This window comes from Acinetobacter sp. CAU_H_56 (assembly GCF_058599425.1).
The window spans coordinates 1,475,836-1,493,789 of sequence record NZ_CM178654.1 but is presented as its reverse complement, the minus strand read 5'-3'; the positions used below and the strand labels follow the sequence as shown (position 1 = coordinate 1,493,789).

17 protein-coding genes and 1 riboswitch are annotated in these 17,954 nt (G+C 43.5%); of the genes, 7 read left to right on the top strand and 10 right to left on the bottom strand.

Features of this window, described 5'->3' with window-relative positions; translation table 11 throughout:
* Nucleotide 1: 1 nt before the first annotated feature.
* Entirely contained in the window at nucleotides 2–655 is a 654-nt protein-coding gene (locus tag AC4MCC_RS07285; protein ID WP_491880062.1) for an urea amidolyase associated protein UAAP2, read from the bottom strand.
* 15 nt (nucleotides 656–670) lie between these two features.
* Entirely contained in the window at nucleotides 671–1,417 is a 747-nt protein-coding gene (locus tag AC4MCC_RS07280; RefSeq protein ID WP_491880063.1) for an urea amidolyase associated protein UAAP1, read from the bottom strand.
* Between the two features lie 30 nt (nucleotides 1,418–1,447).
* A riboswitch (guanidine-I (ykkC/yxkD leader) is annotated at nucleotides 1,448–1,553 on the bottom strand.
* 191 nt (nucleotides 1,554–1,744) lie between these two features.
* Here AC4MCC_RS07280 and AC4MCC_RS07275 point away from each other — a divergent pair.
* Complete coding sequence (locus tag AC4MCC_RS07275; RefSeq protein WP_491880064.1) at nucleotides 1,745–2,455, top strand: HAD family hydrolase; 711 nt, start codon at nucleotides 1,745–1,747, stop codon at nucleotides 2,453–2,455.
* 69 nt (nucleotides 2,456–2,524) lie between these two features.
* On the opposite strand, the gene AC4MCC_RS07270 is transcribed toward AC4MCC_RS07275, so the two are convergent.
* The 5 genes from AC4MCC_RS07270 to AC4MCC_RS07250 all read right to left on the bottom strand — a co-directional run bounded on the left by AC4MCC_RS07270 (nucleotide 2,525) and on the right by AC4MCC_RS07250 (nucleotide 7,738).
* On the bottom strand, nucleotides 2,525–2,875 hold the full coding sequence (locus AC4MCC_RS07270; protein WP_491885818.1) for a hypothetical protein: 351 nt from the start codon (nucleotides 2,873–2,875) through the stop codon (nucleotides 2,525–2,527).
* A gap of 258 nt (nucleotides 2,876–3,133) precedes the next feature.
* The gene (locus AC4MCC_RS07265; RefSeq protein WP_419374729.1) at nucleotides 3,134–4,300 is read right to left on the bottom strand and encodes a fatty acid desaturase family protein; all 1,167 of its coding nucleotides are present in this window, start codon (nucleotides 4,298–4,300) and stop codon (nucleotides 3,134–3,136) included.
* Between the two features lie 40 nt (nucleotides 4,301–4,340).
* Nucleotides 4,341–5,363 (bottom strand): flavin reductase family protein, encoded by a 1,023-nt coding sequence (locus AC4MCC_RS07260; protein ID WP_419374728.1) that lies wholly within the window; start codon nucleotides 5,361–5,363, stop codon nucleotides 4,341–4,343.
* Nucleotides 5,364–5,681: 318 nt separating this feature from the next.
* On the bottom strand, nucleotides 5,682–7,319 hold the full coding sequence (locus AC4MCC_RS07255) for a long-chain-fatty-acid--CoA ligase (protein ID WP_491876778.1): 1,638 nt from the start codon (nucleotides 7,317–7,319) through the stop codon (nucleotides 5,682–5,684).
* A gap of 257 nt (nucleotides 7,320–7,576) precedes the next feature.
* Entirely contained in the window at nucleotides 7,577–7,738 is a 162-nt protein-coding gene (locus tag AC4MCC_RS07250; protein WP_162835335.1) for a hypothetical protein, read from the bottom strand.
* A 189-nt stretch (nucleotides 7,739–7,927) separates the two neighbouring features.
* Between AC4MCC_RS07250 and AC4MCC_RS07245 the strand changes: the two genes are divergently transcribed.
* Nucleotides 7,928–9,349: an aminotransferase-like domain-containing protein gene (locus tag AC4MCC_RS07245; RefSeq protein WP_491880067.1), complete on the top strand. Its 1,422-nt coding sequence runs from the start codon at nucleotides 7,928–7,930 to the stop codon at nucleotides 9,347–9,349.
* A 39-nt stretch (nucleotides 9,350–9,388) separates the two neighbouring features.
* Here the strand turns inward: AC4MCC_RS07245 and AC4MCC_RS07240 are convergent, their stop codons facing one another.
* From AC4MCC_RS07240 to AC4MCC_RS07230, 3 genes are all read right to left on the bottom strand, one after another.
* Entirely contained in the window at nucleotides 9,389–10,732 is a 1,344-nt protein-coding gene (locus AC4MCC_RS07240; RefSeq protein WP_491880068.1) for a DcaP family trimeric outer membrane transporter, read from the bottom strand.
* Between the two features lie 112 nt (nucleotides 10,733–10,844).
* On the bottom strand, nucleotides 10,845–12,215 hold the full coding sequence (locus AC4MCC_RS07235) for an MFS transporter (protein WP_180131716.1): 1,371 nt from the start codon (nucleotides 12,213–12,215) through the stop codon (nucleotides 10,845–10,847).
* A 228-nt stretch (nucleotides 12,216–12,443) separates the two neighbouring features.
* Nucleotides 12,444–13,355, bottom strand: a complete 912-nt coding sequence (locus AC4MCC_RS07230; RefSeq protein ID WP_312157081.1) for a LysR substrate-binding domain-containing protein — start codon at nucleotides 13,353–13,355, stop codon at nucleotides 12,444–12,446.
* Between the two features lie 115 nt (nucleotides 13,356–13,470).
* On the opposite strand from AC4MCC_RS07230, the gene AC4MCC_RS07225 reads away from it, so the two are divergent.
* The 5 genes from AC4MCC_RS07225 (at nucleotide 13,471) to benB (ending at nucleotide 17,909) form a co-directional block, all read left to right on the top strand.
* A complete protein-coding gene (locus AC4MCC_RS07225) occupies nucleotides 13,471–14,580 on the top strand; it encodes a muconate/chloromuconate family cycloisomerase (protein WP_419364396.1) in 1,110 nt (369 codons plus the stop codon).
* A 15-nt stretch (nucleotides 14,581–14,595) separates the two neighbouring features.
* Nucleotides 14,596–14,886 (top strand): muconolactone Delta-isomerase, encoded by a 291-nt coding sequence (gene catC / locus AC4MCC_RS07220; protein ID WP_104426111.1) that lies wholly within the window; start codon nucleotides 14,596–14,598, stop codon nucleotides 14,884–14,886.
* Nucleotides 14,887–15,036: 150 nt separating this feature from the next.
* Complete coding sequence (gene catA / locus AC4MCC_RS07215) at nucleotides 15,037–15,957, top strand: catechol 1,2-dioxygenase (protein WP_491876774.1); 921 nt, start codon at nucleotides 15,037–15,039, stop codon at nucleotides 15,955–15,957.
* Nucleotides 15,958–16,032: 75 nt separating this feature from the next.
* On the top strand, nucleotides 16,033–17,421 hold the full coding sequence (gene benA, locus AC4MCC_RS07210; protein WP_491885817.1) for a benzoate 1,2-dioxygenase large subunit: 1,389 nt from the start codon (nucleotides 16,033–16,035) through the stop codon (nucleotides 17,419–17,421).
* Nucleotides 17,418–17,909, top strand: a complete 492-nt coding sequence (gene benB / locus AC4MCC_RS07205; RefSeq protein ID WP_179992594.1) for a benzoate 1,2-dioxygenase small subunit — start codon at nucleotides 17,418–17,420, stop codon at nucleotides 17,907–17,909. The genes benA and benB overlap by 4 nt, the downstream gene beginning before the upstream one ends.
* The last annotated feature ends 45 nt before the right edge of the window (nucleotides 17,910–17,954 follow it).

The window sequence follows — 17,954 nt, the reverse complement described above, 5'->3', positions numbered from 1 at the left end:
CTTAAGCCTCCTCGCCTTCACGCACAACTAGCTGGATTTGTGTCGGGTTGTAGGCATTACATGGGTTATTCAACTGCGGGCAGTTCGAGATCAGCACGATCAGGTCCATTTCGGCCTTGATTTCCACATATTTGCCTGGTGCAGAAATACCATCATCAAATTTCAGGTGACCATCGGCAGTCACAGGCACATTCATAAAGAAGTTGATGTTTGGACCGATGTGACGCACGTTTAAGCCATGTTTTTTTGCCACTGGATGTTTTGCCAGCGCATACATAAAATTGTTACGGCAGCTGTGCATCGGGTATTTGTCATATGCATAACGAATTGTATTACTTTCACATGAACATGCACCACCTAAAGTGTCGTGACGACCACAGTTATCATCATTGATCACAGCAATGGCACGGCCAAAGTTACTGTATAAAGTCGTGCCTTTTTCCAAATAAATCTGTTGGTTAATCGCCAGTGTATCGGTTGCGCTATAACGCTCTTCCGGATTTTCAGCAGAGATAAATAAGGTATCGACTGCCTGATTTCCTTCCAGATCGATGATGCGGAAATACTGGCCTTTTTTGACTTCGCACATCCATGCTTCACCGGCAGGACAGATTTCGCTAAGTACGGTTTTTTCGAATTGTTGTAGAGCTGTCATGGTTATTCTCCTGCCTTAAACGTTTGAAAGTGCGTAGTAACGTGCGTTGTTCTGGAATGCACGCTGGTTCTGTGGACAGGAGTCGCGACAGATATCGGTTTCGCCTAAGCTATTGGCTTTAAACAAAGATAATTGAATATCAGCCGGTTGATATTCCGCACTGTTATCTAGTCCATGTGGTGCAGCAGACAGGAACACCAGACAATCCATTTCAAAACGCAGTTCAATGATTTGATCAGTATTGTCTGAAGGCACATAAGACAATGCGCCGGCATCATTTGGAGTGACTTTAGAGAACAGATTGACGGTTGCACTCAGGTCAGTCTGACCGAGTGAGAATTTAGATAATTCAATTAACAGACCATCTAAACCGCTTTGGTACATGTCATTGCGGGCATCCTGGAAGCTACGGATGCCAAACTGTTTTTCAATCTGTTCAGGACGAGATGGACCACAGAAGGTATCGTTCCAGCCAGCTTCATCTTTAACAATGGAAGCCATCACACGACCCAGATCGGAATACAGCACATTCCCTGCTGTCAGGTAAGCTGTATGCTGGCCTTTCAGACTGTCTGGCATGTTGTAACGTTCCAGTTTATCTTCAGCATTGACACAGAACAGGGATACGTTGGCATTGGCACCTAGTGCCTTGAATTGCAGAACCGCACCTTTTTGAATGCGCCCGGACCAGTGATGCCCTCCCGGCAGGATTTCAGTCCAAAGTGTTTGATTGTTATGGTACTTATTGTCTATTGCGCCCATGTACATGACCTCTCTAAGGTTTTTGTTCCAACCTCCCGGGCTTTTATCCCTCCGTGTAGCTCAAATCGAGCCGTGAACTCTCGGTCTCAGCCGCAGTTTTTTTGAAAAAACTGCCGGAACCCTAGATCACTTTATGATGGGTAGATAAATGCAAATGCTGTGCCAATTTAGTATTACGATTTTTATTATTAGTAATACTTAAAATGCTCAAAATAAGTTCATTTTAGGAATTCATTGATAAATACAGTCTGGATGTGCACCCAAACTGGACTTTTTATCTCTTTCTAAAAACGGGATAATGGCGGTGAAAGAGAAATGGGGGGTGTCATGTTTAAAGATAAAAAGCTGGTGTGTTTTGACCTGGATGGAACCCTGATTGATTCAGTGGGAATCTGGAACCAGGTCGATGCTGCCCTGATTCAGGAATTATCTGGAATTGAAATTGGTCTAGATCAGATTCAACAACAACGTGACCTGCAACTGAAAGCCTTTAGACATATGCCCGATCCCTATCTGGAATATTGTGGCTATTTAAAAGACCTATATGGTTTCAAGCCAAGCAAGGAAGAGGTTAAAAACCGCCGTTACGGTATTTCACGGCATTTTCTGGATCATGTGATAGAACTCAAACCGCAAGCTGAGCTGCTGATTCAAGCCTTAAAACAGCAAGGGATACAATTGGCACTCACGACTACCACCAGCTTATTCAATGTGCAGCGTTATCAGGATAATAATCAGAAGATTAATCAGAAAATCAGTTTTGATGATGATTTTGCGATTATTTTGACTCGTGAAAATGTCGAGAATATCAAACCGCATCCAGAGGTGTATTTAAACGCGCTCCAGCATTTTGAAATTGAGGCTAAAGACTGCCTGATTGTTGAAGACTCTTTAATTGGGGTGGAAGCTGCCAACAATGCGGGAATTGATGTAGTGGCAATTTACGACCAGTATTCTGCGCATGAAATGGATCTGATCAAAGCCAAGGCAAATTATTTTGTAGAAGATTTTGCTGGTCTCATAAAATTGGTGAACTAAAAAAATGCCATGAATCCTTCCTGATCATGGCATTTTTTGTGTTATCTCTGAATTGATTAGATTAGAGCATTATTTGGCTTTTTTATAAACGGAGCCTGAACCAACCAGATTGCCAGTTTTTTCGTCAATTGCGAAATCAACGACACCTGCACCTGAATTAATCTGAAGCAGGCCATTATCAGCGACTGAAGCGGGCATCGGATTTTTCTTGTCGGTTTTGCCGCTTTCTTTATCTTTAATGGTATTGGTAATGAAATAGTTTTCACCATTTTTGGAAATCACCAAGATATTTTCCAATTTTGGATTTTCCAGTGTATTTTTCCAGTTCCCCTGATAATCTGGTGCTGGAGTTTCCGGGGCATTACACGCGGTTAACAGCAATAACAGTGAGATGCCTGAAAAATATTTAAGATATTTCAAAACTGAGACCTTGAATGCTTGAATGATAGAACGCGGCCATTATAAAAAGAACCTCCTTGAGTTATACGCTTACCTTGTACACGAAGCGTTTCAGCCGTAGTAAATCTGTCCCGGCTTCGTCATTTTTTGAAAAACATCTTCATATTTCATTCATAAATTCGTGTGAACTGGCCACTTTTTAACAGATAAAAAAATCCTCAATAGACCATCCAAATCTATTGAGGAGTACCAAACTGGATAATAGAGAAACCCTAAAAATTAATTTACAAGCTTAGATTTAAAGTAACGAAACACCGATTTAACTGCGTGGGTTTTTTCTGCAATTTGCTGATTCCATTCATTTGGCAGTGAGCATTTCGCCAGTCTGACCCATACAGTCGAGAACTGCTTCATAAAGCTAGCTTCGTTATAGTGAACCCCGTACTCAGCACATAAGGCTTTGATTTTTGGTGCAACTTCGGCATAACGGTTTGCTGGCATATCTGGGAACAGATGATGCTCAATCTGATGGCTTAAATTCCCACTCAGAATATGCAACCAGTTCGCACCACTGAAGTTGCTCGAACCACGGATCTGACGCAGATACCATTCCGCACGGGTTTCATTGTCGGTATTGTCCATTTCAAAAGTTTCAGCATCTTCAGTGAAATGTCCATTGAAGATCACCGCAGACGCCCATAGGCTACGAATCACATTGGCAACCGCATTCCCCGTAAATACTGGAATCGCATTTGGACCGGCAATAATCGGGAAAAATACATAATCTTTCAGGACCTGACGACGCATTTTTTTGCGTAAAGGTGCCGCTTCTTCCCAGACCTGTTTCCAGGTTTTGGTTTTATAGGCAATTACATCTTCCAGATGCAAACGCTGTACACCCACATACCATTCAAAGAACACCATCAACTGAATGGTTAAAGGAATATTCCAGATAAAACGTAGTTCCCAGGGCTGAGATTCACTGACACGGATCAGACCATAACCGACATCATGATCCATACCGACAATATTGGTATACGTGTGATGAATATAGTTATGAGTGTATTTCCAGTCATCCCCAGTGGAAATAGTATCCCAATCATAAGTCGAACCATTCAGGCTCGGATCATTCATCCAGTCGAACTGGCCGTGCATCACATTATGGCCAAGTTCCATATTTTCCACGATTTTCGAGATACCCAATAAGCCTGTGCCCGCTAACCATACTGGTGGCAACCAGCCTGCAAACATCAACATGCCGCGGGAAGCAATCTCGCTATAACGTACAAAATTACGGATTTTATAAATATATTCTGCATCTTTTTCGCCCAAATCTTCCATTACTTCACGGCGGATAGCATCAACCTTGGCACCGAACTCTTCAACCTGTTCCGGGCTTAGAAATTGAGATTTACTGTGTTTTTTAAAATCAATTTGCATATTCATGGGAGCACCTTCTTATTCGTTTAGTAATGGTTGAAATAGCTTATAAATTAATCACCACAGGACTGACGGCCTGTGAAATACAAAGTTTGATTGGAGTATTGCTGCCGTGGTCGATCTCACCCGTCAGCATGTTTTTCACCGAACCGCTGACTTTAGTACATGAGCAAGTATTACAAATGCCCATACGGCAACCATGCGCTGGACGAAGACCCGCCTGCTCTGCACTTTCCAGCAGATTAGATTCTGCCTGGAATTCCTGCTGCGATCTTAAAAACTGTACAGGCTGTGCTTTCACTTTTTCATCCATTGCAATCTGGAAATATTCAGAATGGAAGCTAGATTTCACCGCCAGTTTATCGGCAATTTTGAGTGCAGTTTTCATCATTCCCGCTGAACCACAGGCATAGATTTCACGCTGTTCAAAATCTGGTACCAGCTTGTTTAGCAATTGCTGGCTCAGATGCTGCTTATGCTCGACTGTATTAAAATGATGATATTTCAGATGAGGATGCATCAACGCCAGGGTTTTGATCTCGGCATGAAATGCATCATCACGGGTGAAATAGATCAGATCAATCGGATGCTGAAACTGCACGACTGCTTTTTGCAATAAGGAATAAATCGCAGTAATGCCACTGCCTGATGCCAGAAACAGAATCGGTTTAGGAGAGTTTAATAAGGTAAATTCGCCCTGTGGCTGAGACAGCTCGACCACTGCACCCAGTTGCAATAAAGTTAAGGCACGCGACACTTTACCTTGCTGCTTGACTGCAATAATCACATCACCATTTTTTAAAATGGTCACGATAGAATAATGACGTTGATGACGTACTCCATCCAGACGCAGAGTCACCGCGATATTTTGACCGGCCTGAAATGACCCGCGATTAAAGTTATAATTTGGACGTAACTGGATTTTGAAAAAGTCCGGGCTGACCGCCTGAATATTCACGATCGATGCTTTGACTTTTTTGAGTGCCCAAGTTGGATGGATTTTTTCACCAACAAAATCAATGAAATCTTCACGAATCCAATGCGGCTTGTAGGTTGTCATACTTGTCATTTTTATCCCCTCTATTCCGCAGACAGTATTAATGTACAACTGTCTATTTATTATGTAGTCCAGAATAAAGAATTCTGAAGCTCACACCATGTCAATGTAGGTCAAATTATGTGCTTAGAAACCATAGTTGGACTTTTTGTAAGACAATCTTAGCCAGAAAGTGCTGTTAAAACTGTATGAACTGAATAAATTGCTTTTTTGGTCTGTATATTTTTAGCAAAAACATATAAAAAAACTGACCTCTTTATAAGAGATCAGTTTCTGTTTTAAATATTGGGTGAGTTAAAAAGGCAAAAATTTACCTTTTAAAAAAATAGCTTAACCTACGGCCTGTTCCAGCAAGATAGAGCCATAAAGTTCACGCAGGTCTTTTTTCAACATTTTTCCAGTGCCACTCAATGGAATTGAATCTACAAAGATCACGCGATCCGGGATCTGCCATTTAGCAACTTTGTCCGCATAGTAATCCAGCATTTCAGCTTCACTCACATGACTCTCTGGCTTTTTAATCGCAATCAGAACGGGACGCTCATCCCATTTAGGATGCTGTGCCGCAATCACGGCAGCCATGGCAATTTCAGGATGTCCCATGGCCATATTTTCAAGATCGACTGAAGAGATCCATTCACCACCTGACTTGATCAGATCTTTGGAACGGTCACACAGCTTCATAAAGCCATCTTCATTTAAGGTGGCAATATCTCCGGTATCAAACCAGCCATCTGCTGTGAGCGCAGATTCTTCCTTGCCAAAATAATGATCAATGATCCAATGTCCTTTAATTTGCAGATTACCTATGGTTTCACCATCTCGGGCGATTTCCTGGGTCCCTTTTTCTTCATCGGTTAAACGTAAATCAACGCCAAACGGTGGACGACCTTGAGACAGACGAATCTGCATTTTTTCTTCATCCGCCAGATCGAGGTGTTTGGTTTTTAGCTGATTGGCACTCCCGAGGGGACTGGTTTCAGTCATCCCCCAAGCATGAATGGTTTCGCAATTAAACTGCTCTTTAAAGGTTTTCAGCATCGCCGGTGGACAGGCAGAACCACCGACCACATTCCGTTTCAGGCTTTCCAGTTTTGAACCACTTTGCTGGGCAGCCGCAATCAGCCCTTGCCAGATCGTTGGAACGCCTAAAGCTACAGACACTTTATATGTATCAATCAGATTGACCAGACTGGCTCCATCCAGGCCCGGCCCTGGCAGCACTAAAGTACAACCGACCATGGCAGCGGCATATGGGGTTCCCCAGGCATTGACATGGAACATTGGTACCACTGGCAGCATGATGTCACGCGCTGCTACATTCAGGGAATCCGGCATGATAATGGCATAACTATGCAATACTGTTGAGCGATGGCTATATAAAACCCCTTTCGGATTTCCAGTCGTACCGGAGGTATAACACAGTGAACTCGCTGTATTTTCATCCAGTTCAGGCCAGTCAAATTCTGCAGATTGCTGGGCAAGCAAATCATCATAAAACTGAACTTCCGGAATGGCTTCACGAATCGCGCAATCTTCAGCATCCAGACAGATATACTGTTCTACAGTTTTTAATAACGGTTTGACGGCTTTAATTAAAGGTGCAAAGGTTTTATCAAACAGCAGTACCCGATCGGCAGCATCATTGATAATAAATACCAGCTGTTCCGGAAATAAACGCGGGTTAATGGTATGGCAAACCAGCCCGCTCCCCGAAATGGCATACCAAGATTCTAGATGTCGATGATTATTCCAGGCAATGGTCGCAACCCGATCGCCGAGTGTCAGACCGAATTGCTGTAAAACATTGGCAAAACGTTTCGAGTTTTCCCGGATTTCTCCCCAATTGGTCTTTTTAATGCTGGTATCGGTATTTTTAGAAATGATCTCGGTATCGGCATGATAACGACCGGCATGTTCAATCATGCTGCTGATCAGTAAGGGCTGGAACATCATATTTCCGAGCATGCTTCACTCCTTTATCCTTGTTGTTTGTCCATCTGCTATATCGTTGTTATTTCTGTATGATGCGCTGGCGAAAAGCCTGTATTCATTTTTATCATCAAACAGTCTGAATCTAGCAAGGAAATCTGACTTTGTGAGTGTCAAATTGTGACAAAGTCACAGAGTGGATGCAGAAAAATTAGAAAATAAAACTGGGAATGTGTGCCATAAAAAAAGCCCCAATTTAGATTGGGGCGATGATAGTGTTCAGGGAGAGAATTTTAAAAGCCGCTCATCATAATTTTGTCTGCATTTACGACAAAGATAACGCCTAGGCAGAATAAACCGGCATAAAGTGCAAACCAGAGAATCATCTTCTTGAATGCTGCATCAGAAATACTGCTATCCGCATATTTTGGTGCTTTGTTGTCTTCTGAATTCATATGATCACCCATAGGTTGGTCTGGCGTTATGAGTTTTATTATCAGCAGACCTAAATCAGCTGTATAGATACAATATACATTTAAAAAAATATAACAGTTAGCCACTTATTTTTTTGATTTGTTATATTTTAATAACTTATTCATAATATAATTCTGATTATATTAGTACAGTTTAGATTTTATTTTCTTATGTTCAAATCTGAAAAGCTGGCCCAGAATATTCGCCAAATGATTGAAAATGGCGCATGGAAGGCGCATGACAAATTACCTTCATTGCGGGAACAGACTGAATTGTCCGGCTATAGCCTGATGACGGTGCTTAATGCCTATCAGGTGCTTGAATCACAAGGATTGGTTTATGCCAAAGATAAATCTGGCTACTATATTGCAGAGCGACCACAAACCTATAGCAGTAAAGAACCCGCGGTACAGATTGGCTTAAACTCCAAAGTTAAAATTAACTCTGTGGTATTTAATTATTTAAAGTCACTGCAAACTCCAAATATTGCGCCTTTTGGTTCAGCTTTTCCAAATGCTGAACTGTTATATAACAGCCGATTTATGCAGATTCTGGCGCAGCATAGCAAAAGAAAAAGCAGTTATAGCCATCAAAATCATATGCCACCGGGTAATCAGGAATTACGCCAACTCATTGCCAACCGCTATCAGTTACAAGGCATAAACTGCATTTCGGATGACATTGTCATTACTTCTGGTGCCTTGGAAGCTCTCAATCTGTCTTTACAGGCTTTGACTCAACCGGGTGATTTTATCCTGCTCCAGCAAACCATTTTTTATGGTGCCTGGCAGGCGGCTGAACGTTTAGGCTTGCAGGTTATTACAATCCCTGAACATCCGCAGTTTGGTTTTGACCTGGAATCATTTGAGCAAGCACTTAAACAGTACCCGATCAAAGTCTGCTGGCTGATGCTGAATGCACATAATCCGATTGGCTTTACGGTAAATTCAGAGATCAAGCAAAGAATTGCAGAACTGTTAAATGAATATCAGGTATATCTGATTGAAGATGATGTCTATCAGGAACTCAATTATGGCGCTCATAAGCCGGTTTCCGTGAAATATTTTGATCAGCGTCAACGGGTATTGCACTGCTCTTCATTTTCCAAAACATTGGGCATGGGTGCGCGGGTTGGCTGGGTTTTCGCTGGCCCATTTTCCGATGCAATCCAGCATTTACAGCTCATGAGTACTTTGACTGTTAGTCCGTTATTACAAAATGCACTGGTCGATTTTCTGTCCCATCATCATTATGAAAAGCATTTGCGTCATCTAAGACAGCAGCTGGAAAAGTATAAACAAAAGTTTTATCAGGAACTCAAAGCGCGTTTAGATTCAGTCTGTGAAATTTATTATTATTCCAGTGGCTATTTTCTCTGGATCAAATTGCCGGAACAGCTGGATGGTCAGGTTTTATATGAACAGCTGATTCAGCACAATATTGCCATTGCCCCCGCTTTGCTGTTTAAACCGGAACATACCAGCCAGAATTATATTCGCCTGAACTGTTCATTTGACTGGACTTCTGAGATAGAAAACGCTGTCAATGTACTGGCAGAGGTAATCCTGAATCATATAAAAAGCGTGGATTAATTCATCCACGCTAGATTTCTTATATTAAATCGCTAGAGTTTAGAAACTGTAAATTGCAACGGCATTCACTCGGTTATCTTCACCCTTTGTACTGCCATTTGGTGCAGCCCCCAGTGCTTCACGTTCACCATAAACATATTCCAGGCCAAAACTCAGCGGTTTTGTAGGGTTATAGAACACATTGGCCCAAGCCTGCCAAAGGTCTTTGTTCACTGCTGTTAGATTCAGACCAGGAGCAGCAAGATAGCCATTATCTTGGTCGAAATTCATATAACCATAGCCTACTGTGCCACGCAATTTATCATTAAACTGCTGCGTTAGCCCTACAGTAATCGAATCAAATTCACTCTGTAGAAGATCTCCATTAGCAGCTGTAACGACACCTGGGTTAGCGTAAGAGACAAAACTGCTATCCCCTTTGACATGATAATAATCTGCCTTAAGGCTGGTGCCTGGAACAAACTCGTATTTGGCACCTAAGCCCACACCCCATGCTGTTTTTTCATCTTCATTCACGCGTTTTTCATTCCCCATCGCACGTGCGCTGACAGAAAGATTATCCGCAAATTTGTGGTTTAAGCGTGCAGTTAAAGCCGGTAAACGCTGTTTGATTCCCGTAATGGTCGCATCTTTCGGATCTTCTACTGCAAGCACCAGATTGGTCGCTGGACTCAAAGTACTGGTATGACGAATCTGAGGCGTCCGTTTAATTGAACCACCGGCATAAACCAGTGCATCTACCGTCTCAGGTATATAGTCTGGGGTCGCAAAGTTTGACCAGGTTTGACCAATTAACCAGTCAGCATAGCTGATATAGGCATGGCGGATACGCAGGTTATCAAAACTAGCCCCACCCAGGAAATCGACCTCAACTTTACCACTTAAGGCTTTATCCCCAGCACCCACGGGCGCTTGAAAATCCATCCCTAAACGCGTGGCTGAAAGCGTGGATTTAAACTCATCACTGCGTTCACCTGTGCCTTCAAGAGGTACCGCATTAATCTGGTTATACATACGTGTCGCTGCACCGCCCTCAGCCTGATAAGAGGCATCAGCACGGATATTACCGTATAGATTAAACTCGGCCCCACTGGCAATTTTCATCACAGGTTTGCTCGCAGGCGCTACTGCTGTATTTGTAGGTGCTGGCGTTATCGCTACAGGGGCAGTCACAGCAGCTGTCTGAGTTTGCTGCTGCTCAATCAAGGCACGTAAAGCTTGAACCTCTTGACGCAACTGCTCAATTTCCTGCTGATTGGACTGAGCTGGAGTTTGTGCTTGGGTAGACAAGCTAAGGCCCCCTAAACTCATTGCCATCATGCTCATCAGAACCGTGCGTTTTAATGTGATTGTTTGATTATTAAATAATTGTTTCGTGTTCATCCTAAACTCACTTTTTTATTATGCGTCTCGATTCTAGCAACAGATCACCACCGCTTACGATGGCGATCTCTATCATTAGAAGTGTTTTCTTTATTAATTGATATTTAATCCATTAACTTGCTTTTTCAGCGAGAGAATCAGTGCGAATCTCAGGTGCAGCAAGGGCTTGACCTTCTACAGACATTTTTAAGTTCACCAGGAAAATTGCCAGCGCAGCAATCAAACCGGGAATCGCAATTGCAAAGAAGTTCATTTGATGCGGTAAATTCATGGTGAGTAAAGCACCTGTCAATACCGGTCCAACGATCGCACCAATACGTCCAATTCCGGAAGCCCAACCCATGCCGGTAGAGCGCACCGTTGATGGATAATATTGTGCCACGAAGGTATACAGGAGAATTTGTGAACCAATAGTTGCTGCACCGGCCACTGCAATCAAGCTATAAAGCACGAATTGCGGACTGTTATAACCGAGCAGGATTAAAGAAGCTGCCCCGCAAAGAAACATGATGGTCAACACTTTTTTAATATGGAAACGATCTGCCAGATACCCCCCACCAATAGCCCCAATCATGCCGCCAATATTCAGGGCAAACAGGAAAATCATGCTGGCACCCAGTGAATATCCAGCCTGGATCATCAGTTTTGGTAACCAGCTACCCAGTGCATAGACCATTAATAGACACATGAAAAATGCCAGCCAGAACATAAAGGTACTAAATGTGCGGCCTTGCTGGAATAATGCTTTTAAAGGTGCTTCATCGCCTTTTTGCACTTCATTCAGGACAAACTGGGTGTCAGATCCAATTACCTGTGTTGGCGAAATTTTCTGGATAATGCTTTGCGCTTGAGCCGTTTGCTGCTTATTGGTCAGATACATCAGGGATTCTGGTAAATATTTCCAGAGTATCGGCAGGAACAGTAAAGGAGTACCCGCAAGCAAGAACATGATTTTCCAGCCAAACTGTGGCACCAGCCATGCGCCAAGCAAGGCAGATGTCATCCCGCCGATGGCATAGCCACTAAACATCAAAGCGACCAGTGTACTGCGAATCCTTTTTGGTGCGTATTCCGTCATCAGGGCAACGACGTTTGGCATCACGCCACCAATTCCTAGTCCGGCAAGAAAACGTAGAATTCCGAATTCGACAGGTGATGTTGCAAAGGCACCGATAAACGTAAAACCACTAAAGATCGCGACACAGATCATGATGGTTTTTTTACGTCCCAGTTTATCGGACAAAGTGCCAAAGCTCATGGCACCAAACATCATACCGAACAAGGCGGTACTGGCTAACATTCCGGCCTGTACTGCACTGAGTGACCATTCCTGCATCAGTAGTGGTAAAGCAACGCCGTAAATCACCAGGTCATAACCGTCAAAAATAATGATCAGCAAACACCAGATCAGGACGCCCCAATGAAAAGGCGTGAACTTTGCTTCATCAATCAGCGTATTTATATTCACTTTATTTGTAGACATCTCCACCTCCTAATTGTGAAGTTCAATTTATGAGATTCACAATGCAGAAGATGTGCATAAATGTCCAAAACTGAATAGGCATGCTTCTATACCTATAAAGTCTGCCTTAAAGAAAAGGCTTTATTTACTATGCTTTAATGATATTCATCTAAATAAAACGACTTTAATTCAGTCATTAAATAATAATTTCACTTATTTTATATAACATCTAAAAAGTTTTAATCTTGTTTAAAACACCGCACGATCATATTTAATCGCTTCAAGATCATAGACCTGATAGACCGCATCAAACAGATAACGAATATATTCACTTTCATCCATATTACGAATAGCCATAAAGACCGGACTAACCGCAAATTCATCTAATAAAGGGATAAAGTTTAAATGTGCCAGCCGAATATTCTGGGCACTTTCCGGCACAATACAGACACCCTCTCCAGCAGCCACAAAACCCAGCGCCAGTTGCAATTCACTGACTGCACGGATATTTTTCGGCTCTAGTCCATACTCGGAAAATATACCGCGCACCTGGGTAGAAAAATTAGCCTTACCATTATTCGGGTATAAAAAGAGTGGCTGATCTACCAGTTCAGCCAGATTCACGCCATCTCGTTGCAAAAGAAAATGGCTAGAATGTGCCGCGACCATCAGCCGTTCTTCACGCAGTAATACCCGTTTCACTGCCGGATCTGAAATCCTTAAACGTCCAAAACCGACATCAATCCGCCCTTCTTTAAGTGCCTGAATCTGCTCTGAAGTATTCATTTCAACCATCTCAATTTTGAGCTGGGGATGTTGCTGCTTAAATAGAAACACAATACGCGACAGTAAACCGAATAATAAAGATCCGACAAAACCAATGCTAATAGTGCGATCCGCGATGCCAATCCGCTTGGTCATCGATTTGATTTCTTCCGCATTAGACAAAAGTTTAACCGCATGTTGATAGAAGAATTGACCTGCTTCTGTGGTCTTAAGCGGTCGGCTACCTCTTTCAAAGAGCTGAATATCCAATTCCTGTTCCAGATTTTGTATCTGTCTACTTAAAGGTGGTTGAGCAATAAACAGTTTTTCTGCCGCCTTGGTAAAACTTTGTTCTTCGACGACTGCGACGAAGTAACGCAAATGCCTGAGTTCCATATTTATGCATACCTTTAAAGTATAAAAAAATGCTAAATCGATCTTAGACCAATCAAAATTATTCTTTTAAGGTATATCAAGTCAAAACATTAAAGCAAGAATGTGAAGCGTAATTATGTATAAGTCAGTTGAAACCTTGCTGGTTCAAATACCGACGATCCGTCCTCACAAGATGGCTGTCGCAACCATGCAAACCCAGACACTGGTCCTGGTCAAAATCACCACCGAAGACGGCTATGTGGGTTGGGGCGAAGCCACCACCATTGGCGGTTTAGGCTACGGTGAAGAAAGCCCAGAAAGTGTCAAAGTGAATATTGAGACTTACTTCGCACCGCTTCTGAAAACATTATCGGGTTTGAATGTTGCACAGACATTACAAGCCATCAAAAAGAATATTAATGGTAACCGTTTTGCCAAATGTGCCATTCAAACTGCGCTACTGGATATCCAGGCACAACGTTTGAACCAACCACTGAGTGAAATTCTAGGTGGACGTTTACGTGACAGCATCCCAGTGCTGTGGGTACTGGCATCTGGCAATACCGAGAAAGACATTGCTGAAGCCCAGAAAATGATTGCGGCCAAACGCCACAATATTTTCAAACTGAAAATTGGTTCACGTCCAGTGGAACAGGATGTTGAACACGTGCTTGCCATTAAACAGGCATTGGGCAAAGACATTTCGATCCGTGTGGATGTGAACCGTGCCTGGTCAGAGCTGGATGCGATTAAAGGTATTCAGTTACTCCAGGACGGCGGCATTGACCTGATTGAACAGCCGTGCGCCATTGACAATCTGGATGCAATGCGACGTCTAACCCAGCGTTTTGATATCGCCATCATGGCGGATGAATCCTTGATGGGCCCGCAGTCTGCTTATCAGATCGCACGTCAGCATGGCTCATCAGTTTTTGCAGTTAAAGTGGCGCAATCTGGTGGCCTGATTGAAGGCTGTGAAGTTGCAAAAGTGGCACAGCTGGCAGGCATCGATCTGTATGGCGGCACCATGCTGGAAGGCCCGGTGGGCACCATCGCCTCTGCCCATGCCTTCTCGACTTTTGAAAGTCTCGCTTATGGCACCGAACTGTTTGGTCCTCTGCTGCTAACTGATGAAATTTTAAAAACCCCACTCCAGTATCAAAACTTTGAACTTGAGATTCCGAAAGGACCAGGTCTGGGTATTGAGTTGGATGAAAACAAAATTGACAACTTGCGTCGTCAATAATTCCAGGAGAACCCCATGCTTTTCCAAGTACGAATGGACGTCAATATTCCAAAAGATATGCCAGTTGAACAGGCCAATGAAATTAAGGCTGTCGAAAAAGCCTATTCACAGGATCTGCAACGCCAGGGTAAGTGGCGTCATATCTGGCGCATCACCGGGCAGTATTCAAACATCAGTATTTTTGATGTTGAAAGCAATGAAGAGTTGCACAACCTGCTACAGGGCTTGCCGCTCTACCCGTATATGAACATCGAAGTTATGGCATTGAACCGCCATCCATCATCGATTCGAGATGATGACAAGTAATGAATAAATTCGGGAATGGAAATAAAAAAATCCTTCTCACCCATACACCTGAGGGTAAACCAAAAGGACTTGTGGCCAGCCAAATTTAGCCAGCCGATAAAGCTAAAGATGCGCCACTAAAATATGAAAACATACTTTAGGAGCAATAGTATGAACCGCCAAGAAATTGATGCATTGGTTAAAAAAATGAATGTCGATACAGCGACAGGACCAGTTGATGAGCGTGTACAACAAGTTGTTGTACGTTTATTAGGTGATCTTTTCCAAGCGATCGAAGATCTTGATATTTCTCAGACTGAACTCTGGAAAGGTCTGGAATACTTTACTGATGCAGGTCAAGCTAATGAATTAGGCTTACTGGCTGCAGGTCTGGGTCTGGAACATTACTTAGACTTACGCGCGGATGAAGCAGATGCCAAAGCCGGCATTACTGGTGGTACACCACGTACCATCGAAGGCCCGCTGTATGTTGCAGGTGCACCTGAGTCAGTTGGTTTTGCACGTATGGATGACGGTTCTGAAGAAGGCAAAATTCCGACCCTGATTATTGAAGGCACAGTGACCGATACTGACGGCAACATCATTGAAGGTGCAAAAGTTGAAGTCTGGCATGCCAACAGCCTGGGCAACTATTCGTTCTTTGACAAGTCGCAATCTGACTTTAACCTGCGCCGTTCTATCTTTACCGATCAAGACGGTAAATATGTGGCGCTGACCACCATGCCGGTCGGTTATGGCTGCCCGCCTGAAGGTACCACCCAGTTCGTACTGGACAAATTAGGCCGTCACGGTAACCGCCCATCTCATGTGCATTACTTTGTATCTGCACCGGGTTACCGCAAGTTAACCACACAGTTCAATATCGAAGGCGATCAATACCTGTGGGATGACTTTGCATTCGCCACACGTGATGGTCTGGTCGCAACTGCTGTTGATGTGACCGATGAAGCTGAAATCGTACGCCGTGGTTTAAATGGTCCATTCAAACATATCCAGTTCAATATTGAACTGGTGAAAGACCAGGCTGCAGCGCCAAGCACTGAAGTAGAACGTCGTCGCGCAAGCGCTTAATTCAAAATGGAATCGGGATGTCAGTCTGAGCAACATCCCGATGACTTCCCCTCCTTGGAAAGTCGGAGACTGGACATGCCTCGTATTCCTGTAATTAACACCAGCCATTTAGACCGTATTGATGAATTACTGGTCGATGATTTTGAATCTGGTGAATTTAAACTGCACCGTTCCGTATTTACTGATCAAGCCCTGTTTGATCTGGAAATGAAATATATCTTTGAAGGAAACTGGGTTTATCTGGCCCATGAGAGCCAGATTCCCCACAACAACGATTACTACACAACCCATATTGGCCGTCAGCCAATCATCATTGCACGTAATCGTAATGGCGAACTAAATGCCATGATCAATGCCTGCTCTCACCGCGGTGCACAACTGTGCCGTTATAAGCGTGGCAATAAAGCAACCTATACCTGCCCATTCCATGGCTGGACATTCAATAACTCAGGCAAGCTGTTAAAAGTGAAAGACCCGGCTGATGCAGGCTATTCAGATTGCTTTAACCAGGACGGTTCTCATGACCTGAAAAAAGTAGCCCGTTTTGAAAATTACAAAGGCTTCTTGTTTGGCAGCCTGAATCCGGATGTTCCTTCTCTGGAAGAATACCTGGGTGAAGCCACGAAGATCATCGACATGATCGTGGGTCAGTCTGAGCAAGGTCTGGAAGTTTTACGCGGTTCATCGACTTATACCTATGAAGGTAACTGGAAGCTGACTGCAGAAAACGGTGCCGATGGTTATCACGTCTCTGCCGTGCACTGGAACTATGCTGCAACGACTCAGCAACGTAAGGAAAAAGAAGCTGGCGATAATATTCGTGCCATGAGCGCAGGTTCATGGGGCAAACAAGGCGGTGGTTCTTACGGCTTTGAACATGGTCACATGCTGCTTTGGACACAATGGGCCAACCCGGAAGACCGTCCAAACTTTGCCAAGAAAGATGAATATACCGAGCGTTATGGCGAAGCCATGGCGAAATGGATGATCGAGCGTTCACGTAACCTGTGTATCTATCCAAACGTTTACTTCATGGATCAGTTCGGCTCACAAATTCGTGTCCTGCGTCCGATCTCTGTCGATAAGACTGAAGTGACTATTTACTGTATCGGTCCTGTTGGTGAAGAGCCTGAAGCACGCACTCGCCGTATCCGTCAGTATGAAGACTTCTTTAATGCTTCTGGTATGGCTACCCCAGACGATCTGGAAGAATTCCGTGCCTGTCAGGCCGGTTATGCTGGGATCGCGCTGGAATGGAATGATATGTGCCGTGGTTCTAAGCACTGGATTCAAGGGCCAGATGATGCAGCCAATGAAATTGGCCTGAAACCAAAACTGTCTGGTATTAAAACAGAAGATGAAGGCTTATATCTGGCACAACACCAGTACTGGTTAGAACTGATCAAAAAAGGCATTGCGATTGAAAAAGAAATTGCTGCAAACACTGAAGGAGAAACCGCATGAGCGACATCACTTTAGAAAACATTGCACAGTTCCTGTATCAGGAAGCCCGCTTTTTAGATGATGAGCAATGGGATGACTGGTTACAGTGCTACGCTCCTACTGCTTCTTTCTGGATGCCAGCTTGGGATGATGATGACCGTCTGACTGAAGACCCACAGTCTGAAATCTCACTGATCTACTACCCTGACCGTCAGGGTCTTGAGGACCGTGTGTTCCGCATCAAGACGGAGCGTTCATCTGCCACCATGCCGGATACCCGTACTAGTCACAACATCTGCAATATTGAAATTGTGGAACGTGATGGCGACAAGGTCACTGTGCGCTTTAACTGGAATACCCTGAGTTTCCGCTACAAAACCAGTTACAGCTACTTTGGTATGTCTCGTTATGTAATCAATTTTTCAGGCGAAAAACCACAGATTTTAAGCAAATACGTGGTGCTGAAAAACGATTACATCAACCAGGTTATCGACATTTATCACCTCTAAGACTGTCTCGACAGCAAGGTCAAACCTTTCAGCCAGGGAAATATG

Bases quoted from the DNA above. Each gene is read 5' to 3' on its own strand.
- AC4MCC_RS07245 (WP_491880067.1), top strand. From the start codon at position 7,928: ATGTTCAAATCTGAAAAGCTGGCCCAGAATATTCGCCAAATGATTGAA.
- AC4MCC_RS07275 (WP_491880064.1), top strand. From the start codon at position 1,745: ATGTTTAAAGATAAAAAGCTGGTGTGTTTTGACCTGGATGGAACCCTG.
- AC4MCC_RS07265 (WP_419374729.1), bottom strand. From the start codon at position 4,300: ATGAATATGCAAATTGATTTTAAAAAACACAGTAAATCTCAATTTCTA.
- AC4MCC_RS07260 (WP_419374728.1), bottom strand. From the start codon at position 5,363: ATGACAAGTATGACAACCTACAAGCCGCATTGGATTCGTGAAGATTTC.
- AC4MCC_RS07225 (WP_419364396.1), top strand. From the start codon at position 13,471: ATGTATAAGTCAGTTGAAACCTTGCTGGTTCAAATACCGACGATCCGT.
- benB (WP_179992594.1), top strand. From the start codon at position 17,418: ATGAGCGACATCACTTTAGAAAACATTGCACAGTTCCTGTATCAGGAA.
- AC4MCC_RS07230 (WP_312157081.1), bottom strand. From the start codon at position 13,355: ATGGAACTCAGGCATTTGCGTTACTTCGTCGCAGTCGTCGAAGAACAA.
- AC4MCC_RS07285 (WP_491880062.1), bottom strand. From the start codon at position 655: ATGACAGCTCTACAACAATTCGAAAAAACCGTACTTAGCGAAATCTGT.
- catC (WP_104426111.1), top strand. From the start codon at position 14,596: ATGCTTTTCCAAGTACGAATGGACGTCAATATTCCAAAAGATATGCCA.
- AC4MCC_RS07235 (WP_180131716.1), bottom strand. From the start codon at position 12,215: ATGTCTACAAATAAAGTGAATATAAATACGCTGATTGATGAAGCAAAG.
- AC4MCC_RS07240 (WP_491880068.1), bottom strand. From the start codon at position 10,732: ATGAACACGAAACAATTATTTAATAATCAAACAATCACATTAAAACGC.
- AC4MCC_RS07280 (WP_491880063.1), bottom strand. From the start codon at position 1,417: ATGGGCGCAATAGACAATAAGTACCATAACAATCAAACACTTTGGACT.
- benA (WP_491885817.1), top strand. From the start codon at position 16,033: ATGCCTCGTATTCCTGTAATTAACACCAGCCATTTAGACCGTATTGAT.
- AC4MCC_RS07250 (WP_162835335.1), bottom strand. From the start codon at position 7,738: ATGAATTCAGAAGACAACAAAGCACCAAAATATGCGGATAGCAGTATT.
- catA (WP_491876774.1), top strand. From the start codon at position 15,037: ATGAACCGCCAAGAAATTGATGCATTGGTTAAAAAAATGAATGTCGAT.
- AC4MCC_RS07255 (WP_491876778.1), bottom strand. From the start codon at position 7,319: ATGCTCGGAAATATGATGTTCCAGCCCTTACTGATCAGCAGCATGATT.